Source organism: Pseudomonas sp. FSL R10-0056 (assembly GCF_009600105.1).
Taxonomy (GTDB): domain Bacteria; phylum Pseudomonadota; class Gammaproteobacteria; order Pseudomonadales; family Pseudomonadaceae; genus Aquipseudomonas; species Aquipseudomonas bubulae.
This window is the reverse complement of sequence record NZ_WIWL01000215.1, coordinates 112,035-128,962: the sequence shown is the minus strand read 5'-3', so window position 1 is coordinate 128,962 and position 16,928 is coordinate 112,035. Positions and strand designations below refer to the sequence as shown.

Genomic DNA, 16,928 nt, shown 5'->3' with positions numbered 1-16,928 from the left:
CCCCCAGTGTTGCCAGCGCCTGCAACTTGCCCGGGGAGCGGTTCCAGGCCCGCACCGGGAAGCCGGCGTGCAGCAGGTTGCGGGCCATGGGCAGGCCCATGATCCCGGTACCGATAAAGGCTACGCTTGGCAGGTTCATGCTTTTCCTCCAGTGGCAGGGGCCAGTGCGGCGCCAATTTGCGATTCTTTATTGCGCGGCATCAGCACCATGCCCAGGCCACCCAGGCCAACCAGTGCGGCGATCACCAGAAACCCCGGGGTGTAGCTGCCGGTCACGGTGAACAGGTAGCCGGTCAGGTAAGGGCCGATAAAACCGCTGAGGTTACCGATGGAGTTGATCAGGCCAATACCCACGGCTGCGCCGACACCGGTCAACACTTGCCCGGGGACTGCCCAGAACACGTTGATCGCGCTGTACACGCCCATCGCCAGCAGAATGAAACCGATGACAATGATCCACGGCTGGTTGAGCCACAGCGCCACGGCAATCGACACTGCCGCGAGCATGGCGGCACCGCCGGCATGCCAGTGACGTTCTTGCAGGCGGTCAGAGCGCCGGCTCCACCAGATCATCGCCACAGCAGCAACGGCATAGGGAATGGCGGTGATCAGGCCGTTCTGCATCAGGCCGATTTCCAGGCCGAAGGTACCGCGGAACGATGCCAGAACCGTTGGCATGAAGAAGTTCATCGCGTTGGAGCCCGAGGTGATGCCGAAATACACCAGTGCCAGCAGCCATACCTGGCGGTTGCACAGGGCCTTGCGGATCATCTGGCCCTTGGTCGGTTGCACTCCCACCACCAGCGGTTTGTTGCGCTCTTCCTGGGCCAGGGTGTTGATCAGCCAGGTGCGCTGTTTGTCGGTCAGCCAGTGGGCATCGGCCGGGTGGTCGGTGAGGTAGAAGTAGCACACCACACCGAGGATCACCGCCGGTACGGCTTCGACGATATACATCAGGCGCCAGCCGACAAAGCCCCAGGCATCGCCCATCTCCATCAGGCCCACCGACAGCGGTGCGCCGATGATTTGCGCGATGGGTACGCCCAGATAGAAAGAGGCGATCATGCGTGCGCGATAGCGGCTCGGGAACCACAGCGACAGCAGATAGATCACGCCAGGGAAGAACCCGGCTTCGGCAATACCCAGCAGCACGCGCAGGGAAATGAAGTGGATGGGTGTCTGCAGGAAGCCCATGGCGCCGGCGATGATGCCCCAGGTCACCATGATCCGCGCGATCCATACACGGGCGCCGTAGCGGTGCAGCAAAATGTTGCTCGGCACTTCGAACATGAAATAGCCGAGGAAGAAAATACCTGCGCCCAGGCCATAAATGGTCTGGCTGATGCCGATATCTTCGTTCATGCGCAGTGCGGCGAAACCGACGTTGTTGCGGTCCAGAAAGGCGACCACAAACAGCAGTACAAGAAAAGGAATCATGCGCCTGGTCACGCGCTTGATTGTCTGTTGTTCGATGTCCGAGACATCGGTGAGTGGAGTAGTCATGTGGCACGACCTCAGTTTTTTATTGTTGTGAGTAGCGTGAGCGTTGCAGCATTTGGGTGAGACAGGGCTTTTTGTGGGAGCGGGCTTGCTCGCGATGGGATCGCTGCGGGGCTTCAGTTGCACCGCGTCGCCTTGATCGCGAGCAAGCCCGCTCCCACAAGGGAGTGGTGGGTTATTTGCCGGCCGTATCCTCGATATGTGCGCGCACGATGGCATCGAAGTCCGCGTCGGCGGTAAAGCCCAGGGCACGGGCGCGGGGGGCTTCTACCTTGCTCGGCCAGCTTTCGACGATACGCTGGATAGTCGCGTCGGGCTCCCAGCGAATCAGTTTGACCACGTCATCACCGGCCACCCGTTGCAGCGCCGCGACCATGTCGGCCACGGTGGTGGTCACGCCCGGCAACGGGATAATGCGCTGGTTGCCCAGGGTTTCTGGCGACAGGGTCATGCCCAGCAGCATCGACTCAATAATGCGCCGCGGCGAGGTGAGGTAAACCTGGGTATCCGGGCGTACCGGGCATACGGCAGGCAGGCCCACCAGTGGCTCGCGGATGATCGAACTGAAGAAGGTCGAGGCCGCCTTGTTCGGCTTGCCGGGGCGTACAGCCACGGTTGGCAGGCGCAGCACCCGGCCGTCGACAAAGCCTTTGCGCGCATAGTCGGCGACCAGCAATTCGCCTACGGCTTTTTGCATGCCGTAGGACGATTGCGGGGTAAGCACGGTGTTGTCATCAACGACTGGCGGCAGGGCGCCGCCAAATACCGCAAAACCGCTGGCGTAGACGAAGCGCGGCGCGTTGCCTTGCTTGCGCAGGGTTTCGAGCAGCAGCATCAGGCCGTGCAGGTTGACCTGCATGCCCAGGTCGAAATCCGCTTCGGCCGCCGAGCTGACCACGGCTGCCAGATGCCACACCAGGTCCACGCCATCGGTGACGCGGGCGATGACATCGGGGTCGGCTATATCGCCGGTCACCAGCTCGATGCGCGGGTCGCTCGGCACATCTTCGCCGGCAAAGGCGTCGAACAACACGATGCGCTCAATGGTGCGAGGCGCCTGGCCTTCAAAGGTCAGGCTGTTCATGTCGAGCAGGCGCTGGGCCAGTTGTTTGCCGATAAAGCCGGTGCCGCCAGTAATCAGAATGCGCATGTGTAAAACCCTTTCTTATAGTTGTGTGAGCGTGAAGTCAGTCGGCCTGTACGGTGAGCTGGCGCTGTTCGCCAAGGCCGCTGATGCCCAGGTGCATGACCTGGCCTGCGCGCAGGTACACCGGGGTTGGTTTGATCCCCAGGCCCACACCCGGCGGTGTGCCGGTGGAAATCACGTCGCCCGGTTGCAGCGACATGCAGCGGCTCAGGTAAGCAATCAGGGCCGGGATCTGAAAGACCATGGTGCGGGTGTTGCCGTTCTGGTAGCGCTGTCCGTCGACTTCAAGCCAAAGGTCGAGCTGGTGCGGGTCGCTGATCTCATCACGGGTCACCAGCCATGGTCCGAGGGGGCCAAAGGTGTCAAAGCCCTTGCCCTTGTCCCAGGTGCCGCCACGTTCGATCTGCCATTCGCGCTCCGACACATCGTTGATCACGCAGTATCCGGCCACGTGCTCCAGGGCGTTATGTTCATCGATATTGCGTCCACCCTTGCCGATCACCACGCCCAGCTCGACTTCCCAGTCGGTTTTGGTCGAGTCGCGGGGGATTTCCACGTTGTCGTTGGGACCGCAGATGGCGCTGGTCCATTTGCTGAATACCACCGGTTCCGACGGCACCGCCAGGCCCGACTCGGCAGCGTGGTCGGCGTAGTTCAGGCCGATGCAGATAAACTTGCCGACCTGGCCGACGCAGGCGCCGATACGTGGCGAACCGCTGACCAGCGGCAAACTGGCGGGGTCGATTTTGCTCAGTGTTTCCAGGCTTGCGGCTGACAGCGCAGCGCCTGCAACGTCGGTGATATGCGCCGACAAATCGCGGATATTGCCTTGGGCATCGAGCAGGCCGGGTTTTTCCTGACCTTTATCGCCGTAGCGCAGCAGTTTCATAAAAGCTCCTTTGGTGCATGGAAATAAATCTAGTGTGGCAGCGAGCCTGCTCGCGAATGCATCAATGCGGTGCCACTTAAACACCGAGGTGCCTGCATCGCGAGCAGGCTCGCTCCCACAGGGTTTCCCACAAAATGCTTAATTACTCATCCCGCCATCGATCACCTGGACGGTGCCGGTGGTGTAGCTGCTGGCATCGCTGGCCAGGTACAGCGCCAGTTGTGCGATTTCTTCAGCGCTGCCGATGCGGCCCATGGGCTGGCGGTCAACAAAGGCCTGATAGACCTCAGCTTCGGAGCGCCCTTGCTCAAGGGCCTGTTCAGCGATGCGCTGGCGTAGCGAAGGGGAGTCCACCGTGCCGGGGCAAATGGCGTTGCAGCGAATGCCCTGGCGCACGTAGTCGGCGGCGACCGATTTGGTCAGGCCGATCACCGCAGCCTTGCTGGCGGTGTAGGCAAAGCGGTTGGGCACGCCTTTGACGCTGGAGGCCACCGAAGCCATGTTGATGATCGAGCCGCCGCCGTTTTCCAGCATGCCGGGGAGGAAGCCGCGGATCATGCGGTACATGGCGGTGACATTGAGGTCGAAAGAAAATTGCCAGGCCTGCTCGTCGCACTCCAGCAGGGCACCGCTGTGCACATAGCCTGCGCAGTTGAACAGCACGTCGATAGCGCCCAGCTGCTGGCAGATGGCATCGATGGCGCAAGCTTGGGTCACGTCCAGGGGCAGGACTTGAATACCGGGGATATCTTGCAGGGCTTCGACATGCAGGTCGGTGGCGATGACCTGCGCGCCCGCATCGCGAAAGGCCAGTACCGAAGCGCGGCCTATGCCTTGCGCCGCAGCAGTTATCAGCACACGTTTGTTGGCTAGGTTCATGACGAAAGTCCGTTGTTATTATTTGGCCCAACAGCTGCACACTAATATTGCTTTGCGATAATCGCCAATGAGATATTCTCAGGTCTTAATAACCGGGGGTTATCGGATGGCGGATGTCGGATTTAACCAGTTGTGCAACTGGCTGCGGTTTCGCCATTTGGTGCTGATCGACACCCTGGCGCGCACGCAAAACATGCATGCGACTGCGCAGGAAATGAGCATCAGCCAGCCAGCCGTGAGCAAGATGTTGCGCGAAATCGAGCACCAGCTGGGCTTCGAAGTATTTGCCCGTTTGCCGCGCAGCATGACCCTTACCGATCTGGGCAGCCATGTGGCCCGTTTTGCCCAGATCGCGTTGAACGACACCGGTCAGTTTGTCAGCCAGATCAACCATCTGCGCCAGGGTGGGCATGGCCTGATCAAGGTCGGCACCATTTATGCGGCCACAGCCCTGGCCGTGCCTGCTGCCATTGTGCGGGTCAAGCAGGACTGGCCGTTGCTCACCGTGCAAGTGCTTGAGGGCACCAGTGCCAATATGCTGACCTTGCTCGAACACAAGGAACTGGACCTGGTGGTGGCCCGTTTTACCCTCGATCGTCATCGTGAGTTGTTTGAATTCCAGGCGCTGGCGCCGGAGCCGTTGTGCCTGGTTACGGGCAGCCAGCACCCGCTGGCCGGGGCCAGTGAAGTGCCACTGGCGGATTTGGGCAGTTGGCCGTGGGTGATTTACCCGACGGGCACGCCGATGCGCGCACGGGTGGAAAAAGCCTTCGTCGAAGCAGGCATGCAGACCCCGGAAAACACCGTCGAAACCGTGTCCTTGCAGACCACCATGCAACTGCTGCAAACCACGCCGTCGGTGGCGATGCTGGCCGAGTCGATGGTCGAACCGGAAATCCAGGCCGGTCGCCTGACCCGCCTGGCCTTGCCGTTTCCGCTGGTGCTGGCTGACTACGGGGTGATTACCCGGCGCAACGATGTCCCGCAGTGGTCGGCAAAAGCCTTTATCGACGCCTTGTTAAGTGGTCCCGATGCCCTGCGCGGTGCTCGCCAGACACCTTGATAACGCGCGGTTATTAACTGATGGAATGATGTAATTGGGCACAGGCCAAACCGCCCTCTAAAGTGAGCGTCGCCCCACCTGTCGGGTAGGGGCGCAACCGCTCATGAGAGGCGCGTATGAGAACAATAAAAAGCTACAAGACGCTGACGATCTTCTTCCTGTTCCTGATTGGCGTGGTCAACTACCTTGACCGCAGCGCCTTATCCATCGCCAACACCACCATCCAGAAAGACCTGGCCATCAGCCCGATGCAAATGGGGGTGATGCTCTCGGCGTTCTCCATTGCCTACGCCTTTTCACAACTGCCTCTTGGTGCTTTGATCGACAAGTTGGGCAGCAAGCTGGCACTGGGTGGATCGCTGGTGGTGTGGTCGGTTGCGCAGGCGGCCTTCGGCCTGTTCAGCAGCTATGGCCATCTGGTCGGCTTGCGGGTGTTGCTGGGGATAGGTGAGGCGCCGGTGTTTCCTTCGGCGGCCAAGGCATTGTCGGAGTGGTTCGATACCCAGGAGCGCGGCACGGCGACCGGCTGGGTGTGGTCTTCGACTTGTATCGGCCCGTGCCTGGCCCCGCCGTTGTTGACTGTTTTCATGGTGCATCTGGGCTGGCGCGGGATGTTTATCCTTACCGGCGTCATGGGACTGGTATTGGCACTGTGCTGGTTCAAGTTCTACAAGAGCAAGGCGCAATACATGGCCGAGACAGGTCGTGCGGAACCGGTGCCAGTGCAACAGGTCAAGGCGGCGAAAGTGCGCTGGACCTCGTTGTTCAGGGATCGCAACACCTGGGGGGCGTTCCTCGGGTTTATGGGTGTGATCTACATGATCTGGCTCAATCTCACCTGGTTGCCCGGTTATTTTGAGCGTGAGCACGGTCTGGATCTGTATCGCACGGCCTGGGTGGTATCGCTGGCTTATTTGTTTGGCGCGTTGGGCACCATTGTGGCCGGTAAATGCTGTGATCGACTGGTGGCGCGAGGCATGCGGGTATTGGCCAGCCGCAAGCTGATGGTGATTCTGGGGCTGCTGGGCGGGGCGCTGTTTACGCTGATTGTGGCCTTTACCACCAACGTGGTGGCGTGCGTGATCCTGCTGTGCCTGACCATGTTCTTTATCAACATCTCCAGTGCCACGGCGTGGATGATCGTCAACACCATTGTGCCGTCGGAGCGTGTGGCTTCGTTTGGCTCGATCCAGAACTTTGGCGGTTACCTGGCAGGTTCCATAGCGCCGATCCTGACTGGATTCAGCGTGCAGCAGAGCGGTTCGTTTTCCTCGGCATTTGTGATCAGTGCGGTGGTGGCGGCGTGTTCGGCCTTTGCCTACTTTGCGTTGCTCAAGGAACCGCAGGCACCGGAAGCGCCCTTGGCCACCCTTGCTCCCGCCTGACTGAGCCCTTGTGGGGGCGGGCTTGCTCGCGATGGCATCCCCGGGGTGCGCAAGCCAGACCGCGTTGTGTGCATCGCAGGCAAGCCAGCTCCCACAGGTTTTGCGGTGCTCACAAAATCCGGGGTCAGCCGCGTACCTCTGTGGGAGCGGGCTTGCTCGCGATGGCATCCCCGGGGTGCGCAAGCGAGACCGCGTTGTTTGCATCGCAGGCAATCCAGCTCCCACAGGTTTTGCGGTGCTCACAAAATCCGGGGTCAACCGCGTACCTCTGTGGGAGCGGGCTTGCTCGCGATGGCATCCCCGGAGTGCTCCAGCCAGACCGCGTTGTTTGCATCGCAGGCAATCCAGCTCCCACAGGTTTGCGGTGATCACAAAAAAGTCCCACGACATATCCCGTCAAACGATGCCCGTTGTGGCTGTCCCGCTACTGACTAACCTTTGAAATTCATCAACTCATAGAGTCAGGCCATGCCTTCTTTTTCTGCCTCCCACCGCCTGCGCCGTGGTCGTTACAGCGAGCAAAATCGCATTTATCTTCTGACCGCCAATACGCTTGGACGCCAACCGATTTTCCTGAACTGGCGTGTAGGCCGACGGGTGGTCGAACAGTTCAAGCGGGCACAAGAGCAGGGGCTGGCCACTTCGCTGGCATGGGTGGTGATGCCGGATCACTTTCATTGGCTGATCAGCCTTGATAAAGGCTCGCTGGATGAGTTGATGTGTCGCACAAAATCGTTGAGCACCCGCGCAATCAACCAGTCCACTGGGCAAACAGGCCGCCGTTGGCAACAGGGCTACCACGACCATGCCTTGCGGCGTGATGAAGATATCAAGCAGATGGCCCGTTATGTGATTGCCAACCCGCTGCGCGCCGGGCTGGTCCAGCGGGTGGGGGACTACCCCTTGTGGTACGCAATCTGGGTTTGATCCCACAGGGGGATAGGTGTTTACCGTTACAACCACGACTCGGTAATGCGCCGGTCCAGTTCTTCCCAGTCAGCCATGCCCAGCACCCGGGTGGTGTTGAGGCCGCGCAGGTAGCCGCGCAGCTGTTGGGCACTGGCCTGGATGTCGGCAGTCGGAGTGTTTGCGCTGTGCAGCGTCTCTTCGTAGAGGCTCAGGTATTCGTTTACGCGGTCGCGGTACTCGGGCAGTACCGCTTCACGGATCAGGTCGAAGGTGCGCAGTTTTTGATTGGTATTCACGGGTCACCCTTTGTGAGTTTACGGGCTGTTGTTTGTTACCCAATGTAGCTCACATGTGACCCGTGTTAATACCCGCAGTGCCCCTCAGTGTGGTGTGGCTGCCGGGGCCGGGAGTTTGCCCGGATTGCCGCTCGCCCTCGCTGAGCGAATCAGCATCAATGCGCCCAGCAGCGCCGTGCCGGCCAGAAAGTACATGCCCGCGTGCGGGTTGTTGAAGTAGCCCTCGGCCCAGGTTTTGACCGTGGGTGCAAGAAAACCGCCCAGGTTGCCCAGGGCACCGATCACGGCAATCCCGCTGGCCGCCGCTGCACCACCCAGAAAGCGGGTAGGCAGTGTCCAGAACAACGGTTGCACGGTGATAAAACCGGCGGCAGCCACGCAGAACGCCATAATCACCAGCACCAGGTTGCCACTCAAGGTCGAGCCGATCATGCCCACTGCGGCCATTGCCAGCATCAATGCGGCATAGCGGGTTTGTTGGCCCTTGCGGTCAGCATGGCGTGTCACCAGGTACAGCATGCATACGGTGGCAATCCACGGAATGGAGGTCAGGGCGCCGACCTTAAGGCCAATGCCGGTACCCAGCAACTCGGCGATCCGCGTTGGCAGGTAGAACAGCACGCCATACACGCTGACCTGAATGGTGAAGTAGATCAGGGTGAAGTACAGCACCACCGAGTTGAACATTGCTGCACGCCACGACGACGGGCCTTTGTTGGCTTTTTGCAGTTGCTCTTTTTCCAGTTCATGTTCGATCGCGGCCTTTTCTTCGGTGTTCAGCCACTTGGCATCCCGGGGTTTGTCGGTCAGGTAGAAGAACGCGAATACGCCGATGATCGATGCCGCGAGGCCTTCGGTGACAAACATCCATTGCCAGCCGGTAAGGCCGAACTGCGCGCTTTCCAGCAACCATCCCGATACCGGGCCGCCCACCATCAACGACACCGGCACGCCAAAATAGTAAATGCCATAGGCCGAGCCACGCTGGTTCTGCGGGAACCAGTAGGTCAGGTACAACACCACCCCCGGCGACAGCCCGGCTTCGGCTACGCCCAGCAGAAACCGCAGGATATAGAAGCTGGTTTCGTCGTGGGCAAACATCATCGCCGCTGAGACCAGGCCCCAGGTCACCATGATCCGGCTCAGCCAGATGCGTGCGCCGATCTTGTGCAGCATCAGGTTGCTCGGTACTTCGAACACGGCATAGCCGATAAAGAAAATCCCCGCACCCAGGGCAAATGCCGCGTTGCTCAGGCCGGTGTCCGCCTGCAGGGCGTGTTTGGCAAAGCCGATATTGGAACGATCGATGATCGCCATGGCGAACATCAGGGCGACAAAGGGCAGGATGCGCCAGCGGATCTTGCTCAGCGCCTGTTGCAGTGCGGGGTTGGTCATGGGGTGCTCCGTTATTGTTTTTGTGGAGTACAGCAATCAGATTTTTTTCAGGGCAGCACGGGCATAGGCAGCGACGATCACAAAACAGCCCATTGGCAACAGATAGGCCACGGCCGTGGAGGAGTGGTCGGCCACCAGGCCCATCACATAGGGCAGCAGCGCGCCGCCAACAATGGCCATGATCATGAACGAGCTGCCGCGCTTGGTATGTGGACCGAGGTTTTTCACGCCCATGGCAAACAGGGTGGGGAACATGATCGACATAAAGAAGAACGTCGCCACCAGCGCGACCACCGATACACCTTCAAACCCCAGCACCACCACCGCACACAGCGCCACGTTGATCAGCGCATAGATCAGCAGCAGGCGCTGGGCATTGACCCTGCCCATCAGCCAGGTGCTGAAAAAGCGTCCGAACATAAAGCTGAGCATGGCCACCGAAAGCAGATACGCGGCTTGCTGGCTGCTCATCTGCGCCCAGTGCTCGGTGACGTAGTTGATAAAAAACGCCCCCACGCCAACTTGTGCTCCCACATAAAAGAACTGGGTGATAACCCCCGTGACGAATTCGCGGTGTTGCCACAGGCCTTTGTGGTCGTGCTGCGCAACTTGCACTTCCTGCTCGCGCAGGTCGGGCAGCGCAGTGCGGGCGATAAGGATGGCCACCAGCAACACCAGTGCGGCAATCACCAGATAGGTCATTTGCAGCGATTGTGTGGTGTCGGTGCTGTTGGCACCGCTGAAGAACAGTGCGCCGCCAATCAAGGGGCCGAAAAACTGCCCCAGGCCGTTGAACGACTGCGCCAGGTTCAGGCGGCGCTCGGCACCGGCGGGTTCACCCAGCACCGTGGCGTAGGGGTTGGCGGCGGTTTCCAGGCAGCCCAGGCCGCAGGCAATCACAAACAGCGCGAACAGGAAAAACTGAAAACTCTGCGCCGCAGCGGCGGGCATAAACAGCAGGGCGCCAGTGGCGTAGAGGCACAGGCCCAGCAGGATGCCGGCCTTGTAGCCGTACCTGTCCATCAGCAAACCGGCGGGCAGGGCTATCAGAAAATACGCGCCAAAGTAGGCGCTTTGCAGCAGGCCCGACTGCGCCTTGCTGACGTGCAGGGTTTCCTGGAAGTGCTTGTTGAGCACATCGAGCAAGCCATAGGACAGGCCCCAGAGAAAGAACAGGCAGGTGACCAGGATCAGTGCCCGGCGATAGGACGTGACCGCCCGGGTAAAGGACGGCGCTGCGACGTTCGGGTGCTTGAGTGACATGACGCATCTCCTTCTTATTGTTGTGAGTTCGGCGTTGTGGTTTGCGTGGATCTACACCCTGTGGGAGCGAGCCTGCTCGCGATGCAGGCGGCTCGGTTTGCCTGACCACCGCGGTGATGCCATCGCGAGCAGGCTCGCTCCCACAGGGTCAGGGAGAATCTTTCAGGCTGAAAATCTGTGCCATTGGCGCCCATTTTTCACCGGGCTTTGTCCAGGGTGTAGGCTGCTGAAAACGCCACATCAGCGCTTCCCATTCCTGCACCTTGGGGTCGCTGGCGCCAGCCCGGGCAAAGGCCTCGGCGCTAAACCCCGGGGCTGTGTCCATGACCATGAACAGCCGCGTGCCCAGGCGCCATATCTGCATGTCGAGCACGCCATACCCGCGCAAATGGGCGCTGATCTGCGGCCAGATGTTCTGGTGCAAGCGCTCATACTCGGCAATCAGCGCCGGGTCGTCCTTAAGGTCCAGCGCCAGGCATTGGCGGTTCATGTCAGCGCCCGGTCCAGGTGGGTGTAGCCACCGTCCACCACCAGCCATTGCCCGGTGGTGTGGGAGGCGCGCGGGGAGAGCAAAAACAGCACGCTGTCGGCGATTTCTGCGGCCGTGGTCATGCGCCGGCCCAGGGGGATTTTTTCAACAATGCTCGCCAGCTTGGCTTGCGGGTCGGCGAAGGTGTCGATCCAGCGCTCGTACAAGGGGGTCATGACTTCGGCCGGGATCACCGCATTGACCCGGATCCCGTCAGCCAGCAATGAAGTGGCCCATTCGCGGGTCAACGACAGTTGCGCGCCCTTGGCGGCGGTGTAGCCGCTGGTCCCGCCTTGCCCGGTGAGGGCCGTCTTGGAGCTGATATTGACGATGGCACCGCGGCTGGCCTTGAGCGCATCGACGCACAGATGGGTCATGAGATAATAATGGATGAGGTTTTTTTCCAGTGACTCGACAAAGGCCGAGCGCCCGGCTTCAAGGCCAACGCCATCGTTGACCCCGGCGTTATTGACCAGCCCGTCAATGCGCCCGAAGCGTTGCAGCACGCTGGCGACTGCCGCGCGGCAGGCGTCTTCGTCGCGCAGTTCGACCTGCACAAACAGGCTCTGCGCCCCGCGCTGATCCAATTGCCGGGCCAGCTCATCGGACAGCGGGCTGTGGCCGAAAATCACCGGGATCGCACCTTCGTCAGCCAGCCCCAGGGTGATGGCTGCGCCGATCCCCGAGCCGCCGCCGGTCACGATAAACACCTTGTCTTGCAGATGCAGATTCATTGCGTCACTCCCTCTATGTTGTAGACGCGGCACGCCGTACCACCCCAGATGGCCGCGTGCTCTGACACGCTGGCGACCAGGGTGTGAGTGGCCTCGTAGTCGCTGGCCAACAGGCACACCGGCCAGTCGGAACCGAACATCAGGCGCTCGGGGCCAAACAGTTCCAGTGCCATGTGCAAATAGGGCGTCAGTTGTGCGCTGGACCAGTCCTGCCAATGGGCTTCGGTGATCAGCCCTGACAGCTTGCAGCTGACGTGGGGCAGGGCCGCCAACGGTGCCAGTTGGCTGGCCCAGGTTTTCAAGTCCCCGGCCTGGATATCGGGTTTGCCCAGGTGGTCGAGTACCAGATGGTGCTGGTCATGCTGCTGGCACAGTTCGGTAACCGTGCGCAGATCCCGGGCCTTGACCAGCACTTCGTAGACCAGTCCCTGGCGTTGCAAGGTATGCAAGCCACGGCTGAACCCCGGATTTTGGATAAACTGGGCGAGCGAGGGTTCGTCCTGCAACTGATGACGAAAGCCACGCAAAACCGGCGCTTGCGCCCAGCGTTCAAGCGATTGCTCAAGGTCGCGGGCACACAGGTCGACCCAGCCCACCACGGCGCGAATCCACGGGTAGCGCTGCGCCAGTTGCAACAGTTGATCGGTTTCACTGGCACAGGCGCGGGCCTGCACGGCGATGCAACCGTCGAATCCGCCAGCATCGAGCAAGGGCCGCAGATCATCGGGGGTAAAGTCCTGGCGCAAACCGCTCATGTCGCGACCTATCCACGGATAGGCCGCGGCGTCATAGCGCCAGAAGTGCTGGTGTACATCCAGTCGTAGTGAGTGTGGGGACGACATTATTGTTGTACTCCGTCCGTTTGCTTAGCCCCGGTAGCGGTACTGCTCGCGGGAGGCGGCCTTCATCTGGATCGAGAAGCCCGGAGCCTGTGGTGGCATATAGGCAGCGTTGCGGATCACGCAGGGGTCTTCGAAGTGCTCGTGCAGATGGTCGACAAACTCCACCACCCGGCCTTCGTGAGTCCCGGCGATGCACAGGTAGTCGATCATCGACAGGTGCTGCACGTACTCGCACAGACCAACGCCGCCTGCGTGCGGACATACCGGCAGGTTGTACTTGGCGGCCATCAGCATCACCGCCAGCACTTCATTGACCCCGCCCAGGCGGCAGGCGTCGATCTGCACCACGTCAATGGCTTCACGCATGATCAGTTGCTTGAACACGATACGGTTCTGGCACATTTCGCCGGTCGCTACCTTGACCGGGCTGACACCCAGGCGGATTTTTCGATGACCTTCGACGTCGTCCGGGCTGGTTGGCTCTTCGATAAACCACGGGTTGGCGAATGACAGTTCGCGCACCCAATCGATGGCCGCGTCCACTTCCCATACCTGATTGGCATCGATCATCAGCTTGCGATCCGGGCCCAGTACTTCCCGGGCGATACGCACGCGGCGGATATCGTCCTGCAGGTCGTGGCCGACCTTCAATTTGACGTGAGAGAAGCCCGCATCCACCGCTTCCTGACACAGTCTGCGCAGCTTGTCGTCGGCATAGCCCAGCCAGCCGGCGGAGGTGGTGTAGCAGGGGTAGCCCTCAGCCTCGAGCAAGGCCAGTCGCTCGGCCTTGCCATTGGCGCGCTCGCGCAGCAGGGTCAGAGCTTCTGCCGGGGTGATGCAGTCGGTGATATAACGAAAGTCGATACAGCGCACCAGTTCTTCGGGGCTCATGTCTGCCACCAGACGCCACACCGGCTTGCCTTCGGCCTTGGCCCACAGGTCCCAGGCGGCGTTGACCACCGCACCGGTGGCCAGGTGGATGGCGCCCTTGTCCGGGCCGATCCAGCGCAACTGGCTGTCGCTGGTCACGTGGTGCCAGAAACGGCCCATGTTTTCGGCGATCCACTCCAGCTTCAAACCCACCAGCAGGCTGGCCAGGGCCTTGATCGAGGCACAGCAGATTTCGTTGCCGCGGCCGATGGTGAAGGTCAGGCCATGGCCTTCAAGGCCGGGGGTGTCGGTTTCGAGGATGACATAGGCCGCCGAGTAGTCAGGGTCCGGGTTCATCGCGTCAGAACCGTCGAGGGATTGCGAGGTGGGGAAGCGGATGTCTTCAACCCGTACGGCAGTAATTGTGGTCATGGTATGGCTCCCTGTCAGTCGGCGTTCACGGTGCGTTGCTGTTGTTCGCCCAGCCCGCTGATGCCCAGGCGCATGGTCTGGCCGGCACGCAGGTAGACAGGCTCGGGTTTGATACCCAGGCCGACGCCTGGCGGGGTGCCGGTGGAAATCACATCCCCCGGTTGCAGGCTCATGAACTGGCTGAGGTAGCTGATGATTTTCGGGATCTGGAAGATCATCGTGCGGGTGTTGCCGTTCTGGTAGCGGTGGCCATCCACTTCCAGCCACAGGTCGAGCTGGTGCGGATCGGCGATTTCGTCGCGGGTCACCAGCCACGGGCCCAGCGGGCCGAAAGTGTCGCAGCCTTTGCCTTTGTCCCAGGTACCGCCCAGCTCCAGCTGGAACTCGCGCTCGGAGATGTCGTTGATCACGCAGTAACCGGCCACGTGTTCCATGGCCTGGTTTTCGCTGATATAGCGACCGCCTTTACCGATCACCACACCCAGCTCGACTTCCCAGTCGGTTTTGCGCGAATTGCGCGGGATTTCGACGTTGTCGTTGGGGCCGACGATGGCGCTGGTCCATTTGCTGAACACCACCGGTTCGGCGGGGATTGTGGCACCGGTTTCGGCAGCATGGTCGGCGTAGTTCAGGCCGATGCAGATAAATTTTCCGACCTGGCCGACGCAGGCGCCGATACGGGGGGAGCCCTCAACCAGTGGCAGGGTGGACGGGTCGATATCTTGCAGGCGGGCAATGCTTTCGGGGCTCAGGGTCTGGCCTGCGATATCCGCGACCACTGCCGACAAATCGCGCAGTTGGCCGTCGTTGTCGAGCAGGGCGGGACGCTCCTGGCCTTTTTCACCGTAACGCAGCAATTTCATAAACAATCCTTTTTGGGGGAGGGGCAGGGCCCAGTGGGAGCAAGCCCGCTCCCACAAGGTCAAAAGCTTGCGGCTAGTTACTCCAGCCGCCATCAATGATTTGTGCCGTGCCGGTGGTAAAGCCGCTGGCACTTGAGCCCAGGTACAGCGCCAACTGGGCGATTTCCTCGGCGGTGCCAATGCGGCCCATGGGCTGGCGCGCGGCAAAGGCGGCATACACCTCGTCCACGCTGCGGCCTTCGCGCTCGGCCTGTTCGCGAATACGCTGGCGCAGGGAAGGGGAGTCGACGGTGCCGGGGCAGATGGCATTGCAGCGGATGTTCTGGCTCACAAAGTCAGCCGCTACAGAACGGGTCAGGCCAATCACCGCGCCTTTGCTGGCGCAGTAGGCAAAACGGTTGGGCACGCCTTTGACGCTGGAGGCGACCGAGGCCATGTTGATGATCGAGCCGCCGCCGCTGCCCAGCATGCCCGGCAAAAAAGCGCGGATCATGCGGTACATGGCTGTCACGTTGAGGTCCAGGGCGAAGTTCCAGTCCTTCTCTTCGCATTCCAGGATAGTGCCGCTGTGCACCACGCCCGCGCAGTTGAACAGCACATCCAGTGGGCCCAGCTGTTTGGCCAGGCGCTCGATGGCAGCAGCATCGGTGACGTCCAGAACATGTTTGTGCGCGCCCTCAAGGGCGTCGAGGGCGCCGGCATTGATATCGGCGGCGAAGACTTCGGCACCGGCGGCGAGGTATGCCTGGACGGTGGCCTGGCCAATCCCCTGCGCAGCGGCAGTGATCAGCACACGTTTGCCGGAAAGATCCATGGGTGCTCCGTTACGATGTCATTGTTTTTATAGTTGGCCCAATGGTCAGGCCATTGGGGGCGTAGCAAATGGCAAAACGACACAAGTACAAGGATAAGGTTTGCTATGATCGCTTTACGATATCCATCCAATGGTCAGGCCATTGGGCCTTTTGTAGCATGCACCTCAAGCTTCAACAAGCGTCTTTTTCAGCTCCAAGTGCTTGTCGAATGCTGTCCAAACCAGAGCTTATTTCCTGATGCCATTTCAAGTTATTGATAACCAACGGCTTTATCGGCAAATCGCTGATCAGCTACGCGCCTTGATCGACAGCGGTGAATTTCCGCCGGGCAGCCGTTTGCCAGCCGAGCGTGAACTGGCCAAGTTGCTGGGTGTAAGTCGTGCCTCGGTACGTGAGGCGATGATTGCGCTTGAAGTGATAGGGCTGGTGGATGTACGCGTCGGTAACGGGGTACTGGTCTGTGAGCCGCCGGTGCAGGCGGTGTCAGATGAACCGGTTATGGCCCAGGCTACGCGCAACCAGTGGAAAGAACTGGACCCCGAGCTGAACCTTGAAATCGACTTCAATGCCGAAATTCCACCGTTCGCGCTGTTGCAGGCCCGTCGCCTGATTGAGCCCGAAGCGGCGGCGCTGGCGGCGATCAATGCCAGTGACGAGGAGTTGGCGGGCATCCGCGAAGCTTTTGAACGCAACGTTCAGGACAACCGCGAAGGGTCCCACACCCACCCCGGCGATCGTCTGTTCCATATCCGCATTGCCCAGGCCTCGGACAACCCGGCCTATGCCCTGATGATCCAGCATCTATTGGGCCATCGTTACGGCAGCATGTTCCAGCGCCTGCAAAACCACTACACCCCACAGGATATGACCCATCGCTCGGAAGATGAGCACCGCCGTATCCTGCTGGCGCTCGAGCAGCACGATGCGCCCGCCGCACGGCAGGCAATGGCCGAGCACCTGGATGAAGTGATCCGTATATTCAGTCGCAGCGCGCGCTGACATTCAATCGCCAGTCGGGAGGGTTGGCATTAGTCCTACATTTATTGGGACTTTTCCTAGGTAAAAATCTTTCAGCATTCGAGATAATTAACCTACACCGTTTCTCGATGGTTCATCT

At 60.6% G+C, this 16,928-nt stretch carries 18 protein-coding genes; 4 read left to right on the top strand and 14 right to left on the bottom strand.

The features are described 5' to 3' along the window. From GHO42_RS21350 to GHO42_RS21330, 5 genes are all read right to left on the bottom strand, one after another. Nucleotides 1-139 (bottom strand): NAD(P)-binding domain-containing protein (locus GHO42_RS21350; RefSeq protein ID WP_178114939.1); only part of this gene is annotated, 139 nt, incomplete at its 3' end. After that, entirely contained in the window at nt 136-1,503 is a 1,368-nt protein-coding gene (locus GHO42_RS21345) for an MFS transporter (RefSeq protein ID WP_095003374.1), read from the bottom strand. The genes GHO42_RS21350 and GHO42_RS21345, both read right to left, overlap by 4 nt. Nucleotides 1,504-1,675: 172 nt before the next feature. Beyond that, nucleotides 1,676-2,650, bottom strand: coding sequence for a D-erythronate dehydrogenase (gene denD, locus GHO42_RS21340; RefSeq protein ID WP_095019223.1), 975 nt, complete (start codon nt 2,648-2,650; stop codon nt 1,676-1,678). Between the two features lie 37 nt (nt 2,651-2,687). Next, the gene (locus tag GHO42_RS21335) at nt 2,688-3,536 is read right to left on the bottom strand and encodes an ureidoglycolate lyase (RefSeq protein ID WP_095020876.1); all 849 of its coding nucleotides are present in this window, start codon (nt 3,534-3,536) and stop codon (nt 2,688-2,690) included. A 138-nt stretch (nt 3,537-3,674) separates the two neighbouring features. Beyond that, a complete protein-coding gene (locus GHO42_RS21330) occupies nt 3,675-4,415 on the bottom strand; it encodes an SDR family oxidoreductase (protein WP_095019225.1) in 741 nt (246 codons plus the stop codon). Nucleotides 4,416-4,521: 106 nt separating this feature from the next. Here GHO42_RS21330 and GHO42_RS21325 point away from each other — a divergent pair, with 106 nt between their 5' ends. The 3 genes from GHO42_RS21325 (at nt 4,522) to GHO42_RS21315 (ending at nt 7,790) form a co-directional block, all read left to right on the top strand. Beyond that, nucleotides 4,522-5,478: a LysR family transcriptional regulator gene (locus GHO42_RS21325; protein ID WP_095003378.1), complete on the top strand. Its 957-nt coding sequence runs from the start codon at nt 4,522-4,524 to the stop codon at nt 5,476-5,478. Nucleotides 5,479-5,594: 116 nt separating this feature from the next. Further along, a complete protein-coding gene (locus GHO42_RS21320) occupies nt 5,595-6,863 on the top strand; it encodes an MFS transporter (RefSeq protein ID WP_095003379.1) in 1,269 nt (422 codons plus the stop codon). Nucleotides 6,864-7,331: 468 nt separating this feature from the next. Next, the gene (locus tag GHO42_RS21315) at nt 7,332-7,790 is read left to right on the top strand and encodes a transposase (RefSeq protein WP_153326841.1); all 459 of its coding nucleotides are present in this window, start codon (nt 7,332-7,334) and stop codon (nt 7,788-7,790) included. 26 nt (nt 7,791-7,816) lie between these two features. Here GHO42_RS21315 and GHO42_RS21310 read toward each other — a convergent pair whose 3' ends face one another. The 9 genes from GHO42_RS21310 to GHO42_RS21270 form a co-directional block, all read right to left on the bottom strand. Next, nucleotides 7,817-8,068, bottom strand: coding sequence for a hypothetical protein (locus GHO42_RS21310; RefSeq protein WP_095001843.1), 252 nt, complete (start codon nt 8,066-8,068; stop codon nt 7,817-7,819). 84 nt (nt 8,069-8,152) lie between these two features. Then, nucleotides 8,153-9,463 (bottom strand): MFS transporter, encoded by a 1,311-nt coding sequence (locus GHO42_RS21305; RefSeq protein WP_153326839.1) that lies wholly within the window; start codon nt 9,461-9,463, stop codon nt 8,153-8,155. 36 nt (nt 9,464-9,499) lie between these two features. Then, a complete protein-coding gene (fucP, locus tag GHO42_RS21300) occupies nt 9,500-10,726 on the bottom strand; it encodes an L-fucose:H+ symporter permease (RefSeq protein WP_095001841.1) in 1,227 nt (408 codons plus the stop codon). A gap of 148 nt (nt 10,727-10,874) precedes the next feature. After that, entirely contained in the window at nt 10,875-11,216 is a 342-nt protein-coding gene (locus tag GHO42_RS21295) for an L-rhamnose mutarotase (RefSeq protein ID WP_095001840.1), read from the bottom strand. Next, nucleotides 11,213-11,989: an SDR family oxidoreductase gene (locus GHO42_RS21290; protein ID WP_095001839.1), complete on the bottom strand. Its 777-nt coding sequence runs from the start codon at nt 11,987-11,989 to the stop codon at nt 11,213-11,215. The genes GHO42_RS21295 and GHO42_RS21290 overlap by 4 nt, the downstream gene beginning before the upstream one ends. Then, nucleotides 11,986-12,831: an amidohydrolase gene (locus GHO42_RS21285; RefSeq protein ID WP_153326837.1), complete on the bottom strand. Its 846-nt coding sequence runs from the start codon at nt 12,829-12,831 to the stop codon at nt 11,986-11,988. The genes GHO42_RS21290 and GHO42_RS21285 overlap by 4 nt, the downstream gene beginning before the upstream one ends. 24 nt (nt 12,832-12,855) lie before the next feature. Further along, nucleotides 12,856-14,133, bottom strand: a complete 1,278-nt coding sequence (locus GHO42_RS21280; protein ID WP_153326835.1) for an L-fuconate dehydratase — start codon at nt 14,131-14,133, stop codon at nt 12,856-12,858. Between the two features lie 14 nt (nt 14,134-14,147). Beyond that, on the bottom strand, nt 14,148-14,996 hold the full coding sequence (locus GHO42_RS21275) for a fumarylacetoacetate hydrolase family protein (protein WP_153326832.1): 849 nt from the start codon (nt 14,994-14,996) through the stop codon (nt 14,148-14,150). A 73-nt stretch (nt 14,997-15,069) separates the two neighbouring features. Further along, nucleotides 15,070-15,810 carry an SDR family oxidoreductase gene (locus GHO42_RS21270; protein ID WP_095019233.1) on the bottom strand — a complete coding sequence of 247 codons (741 nt, stop codon included), beginning with the start codon at nt 15,808-15,810 and terminating at the stop codon, nt 15,070-15,072. 238 nt (nt 15,811-16,048) lie between these two features. Between GHO42_RS21270 and GHO42_RS21265 the strand changes: the two genes are divergently transcribed. After that, nucleotides 16,049-16,810 carry a FadR/GntR family transcriptional regulator gene (locus GHO42_RS21265; protein WP_095001834.1) on the top strand — a complete coding sequence of 254 codons (762 nt, stop codon included), beginning with the start codon at nt 16,049-16,051 and terminating at the stop codon, nt 16,808-16,810. The last annotated feature ends 118 nt before the right edge of the window (nt 16,811-16,928 follow it).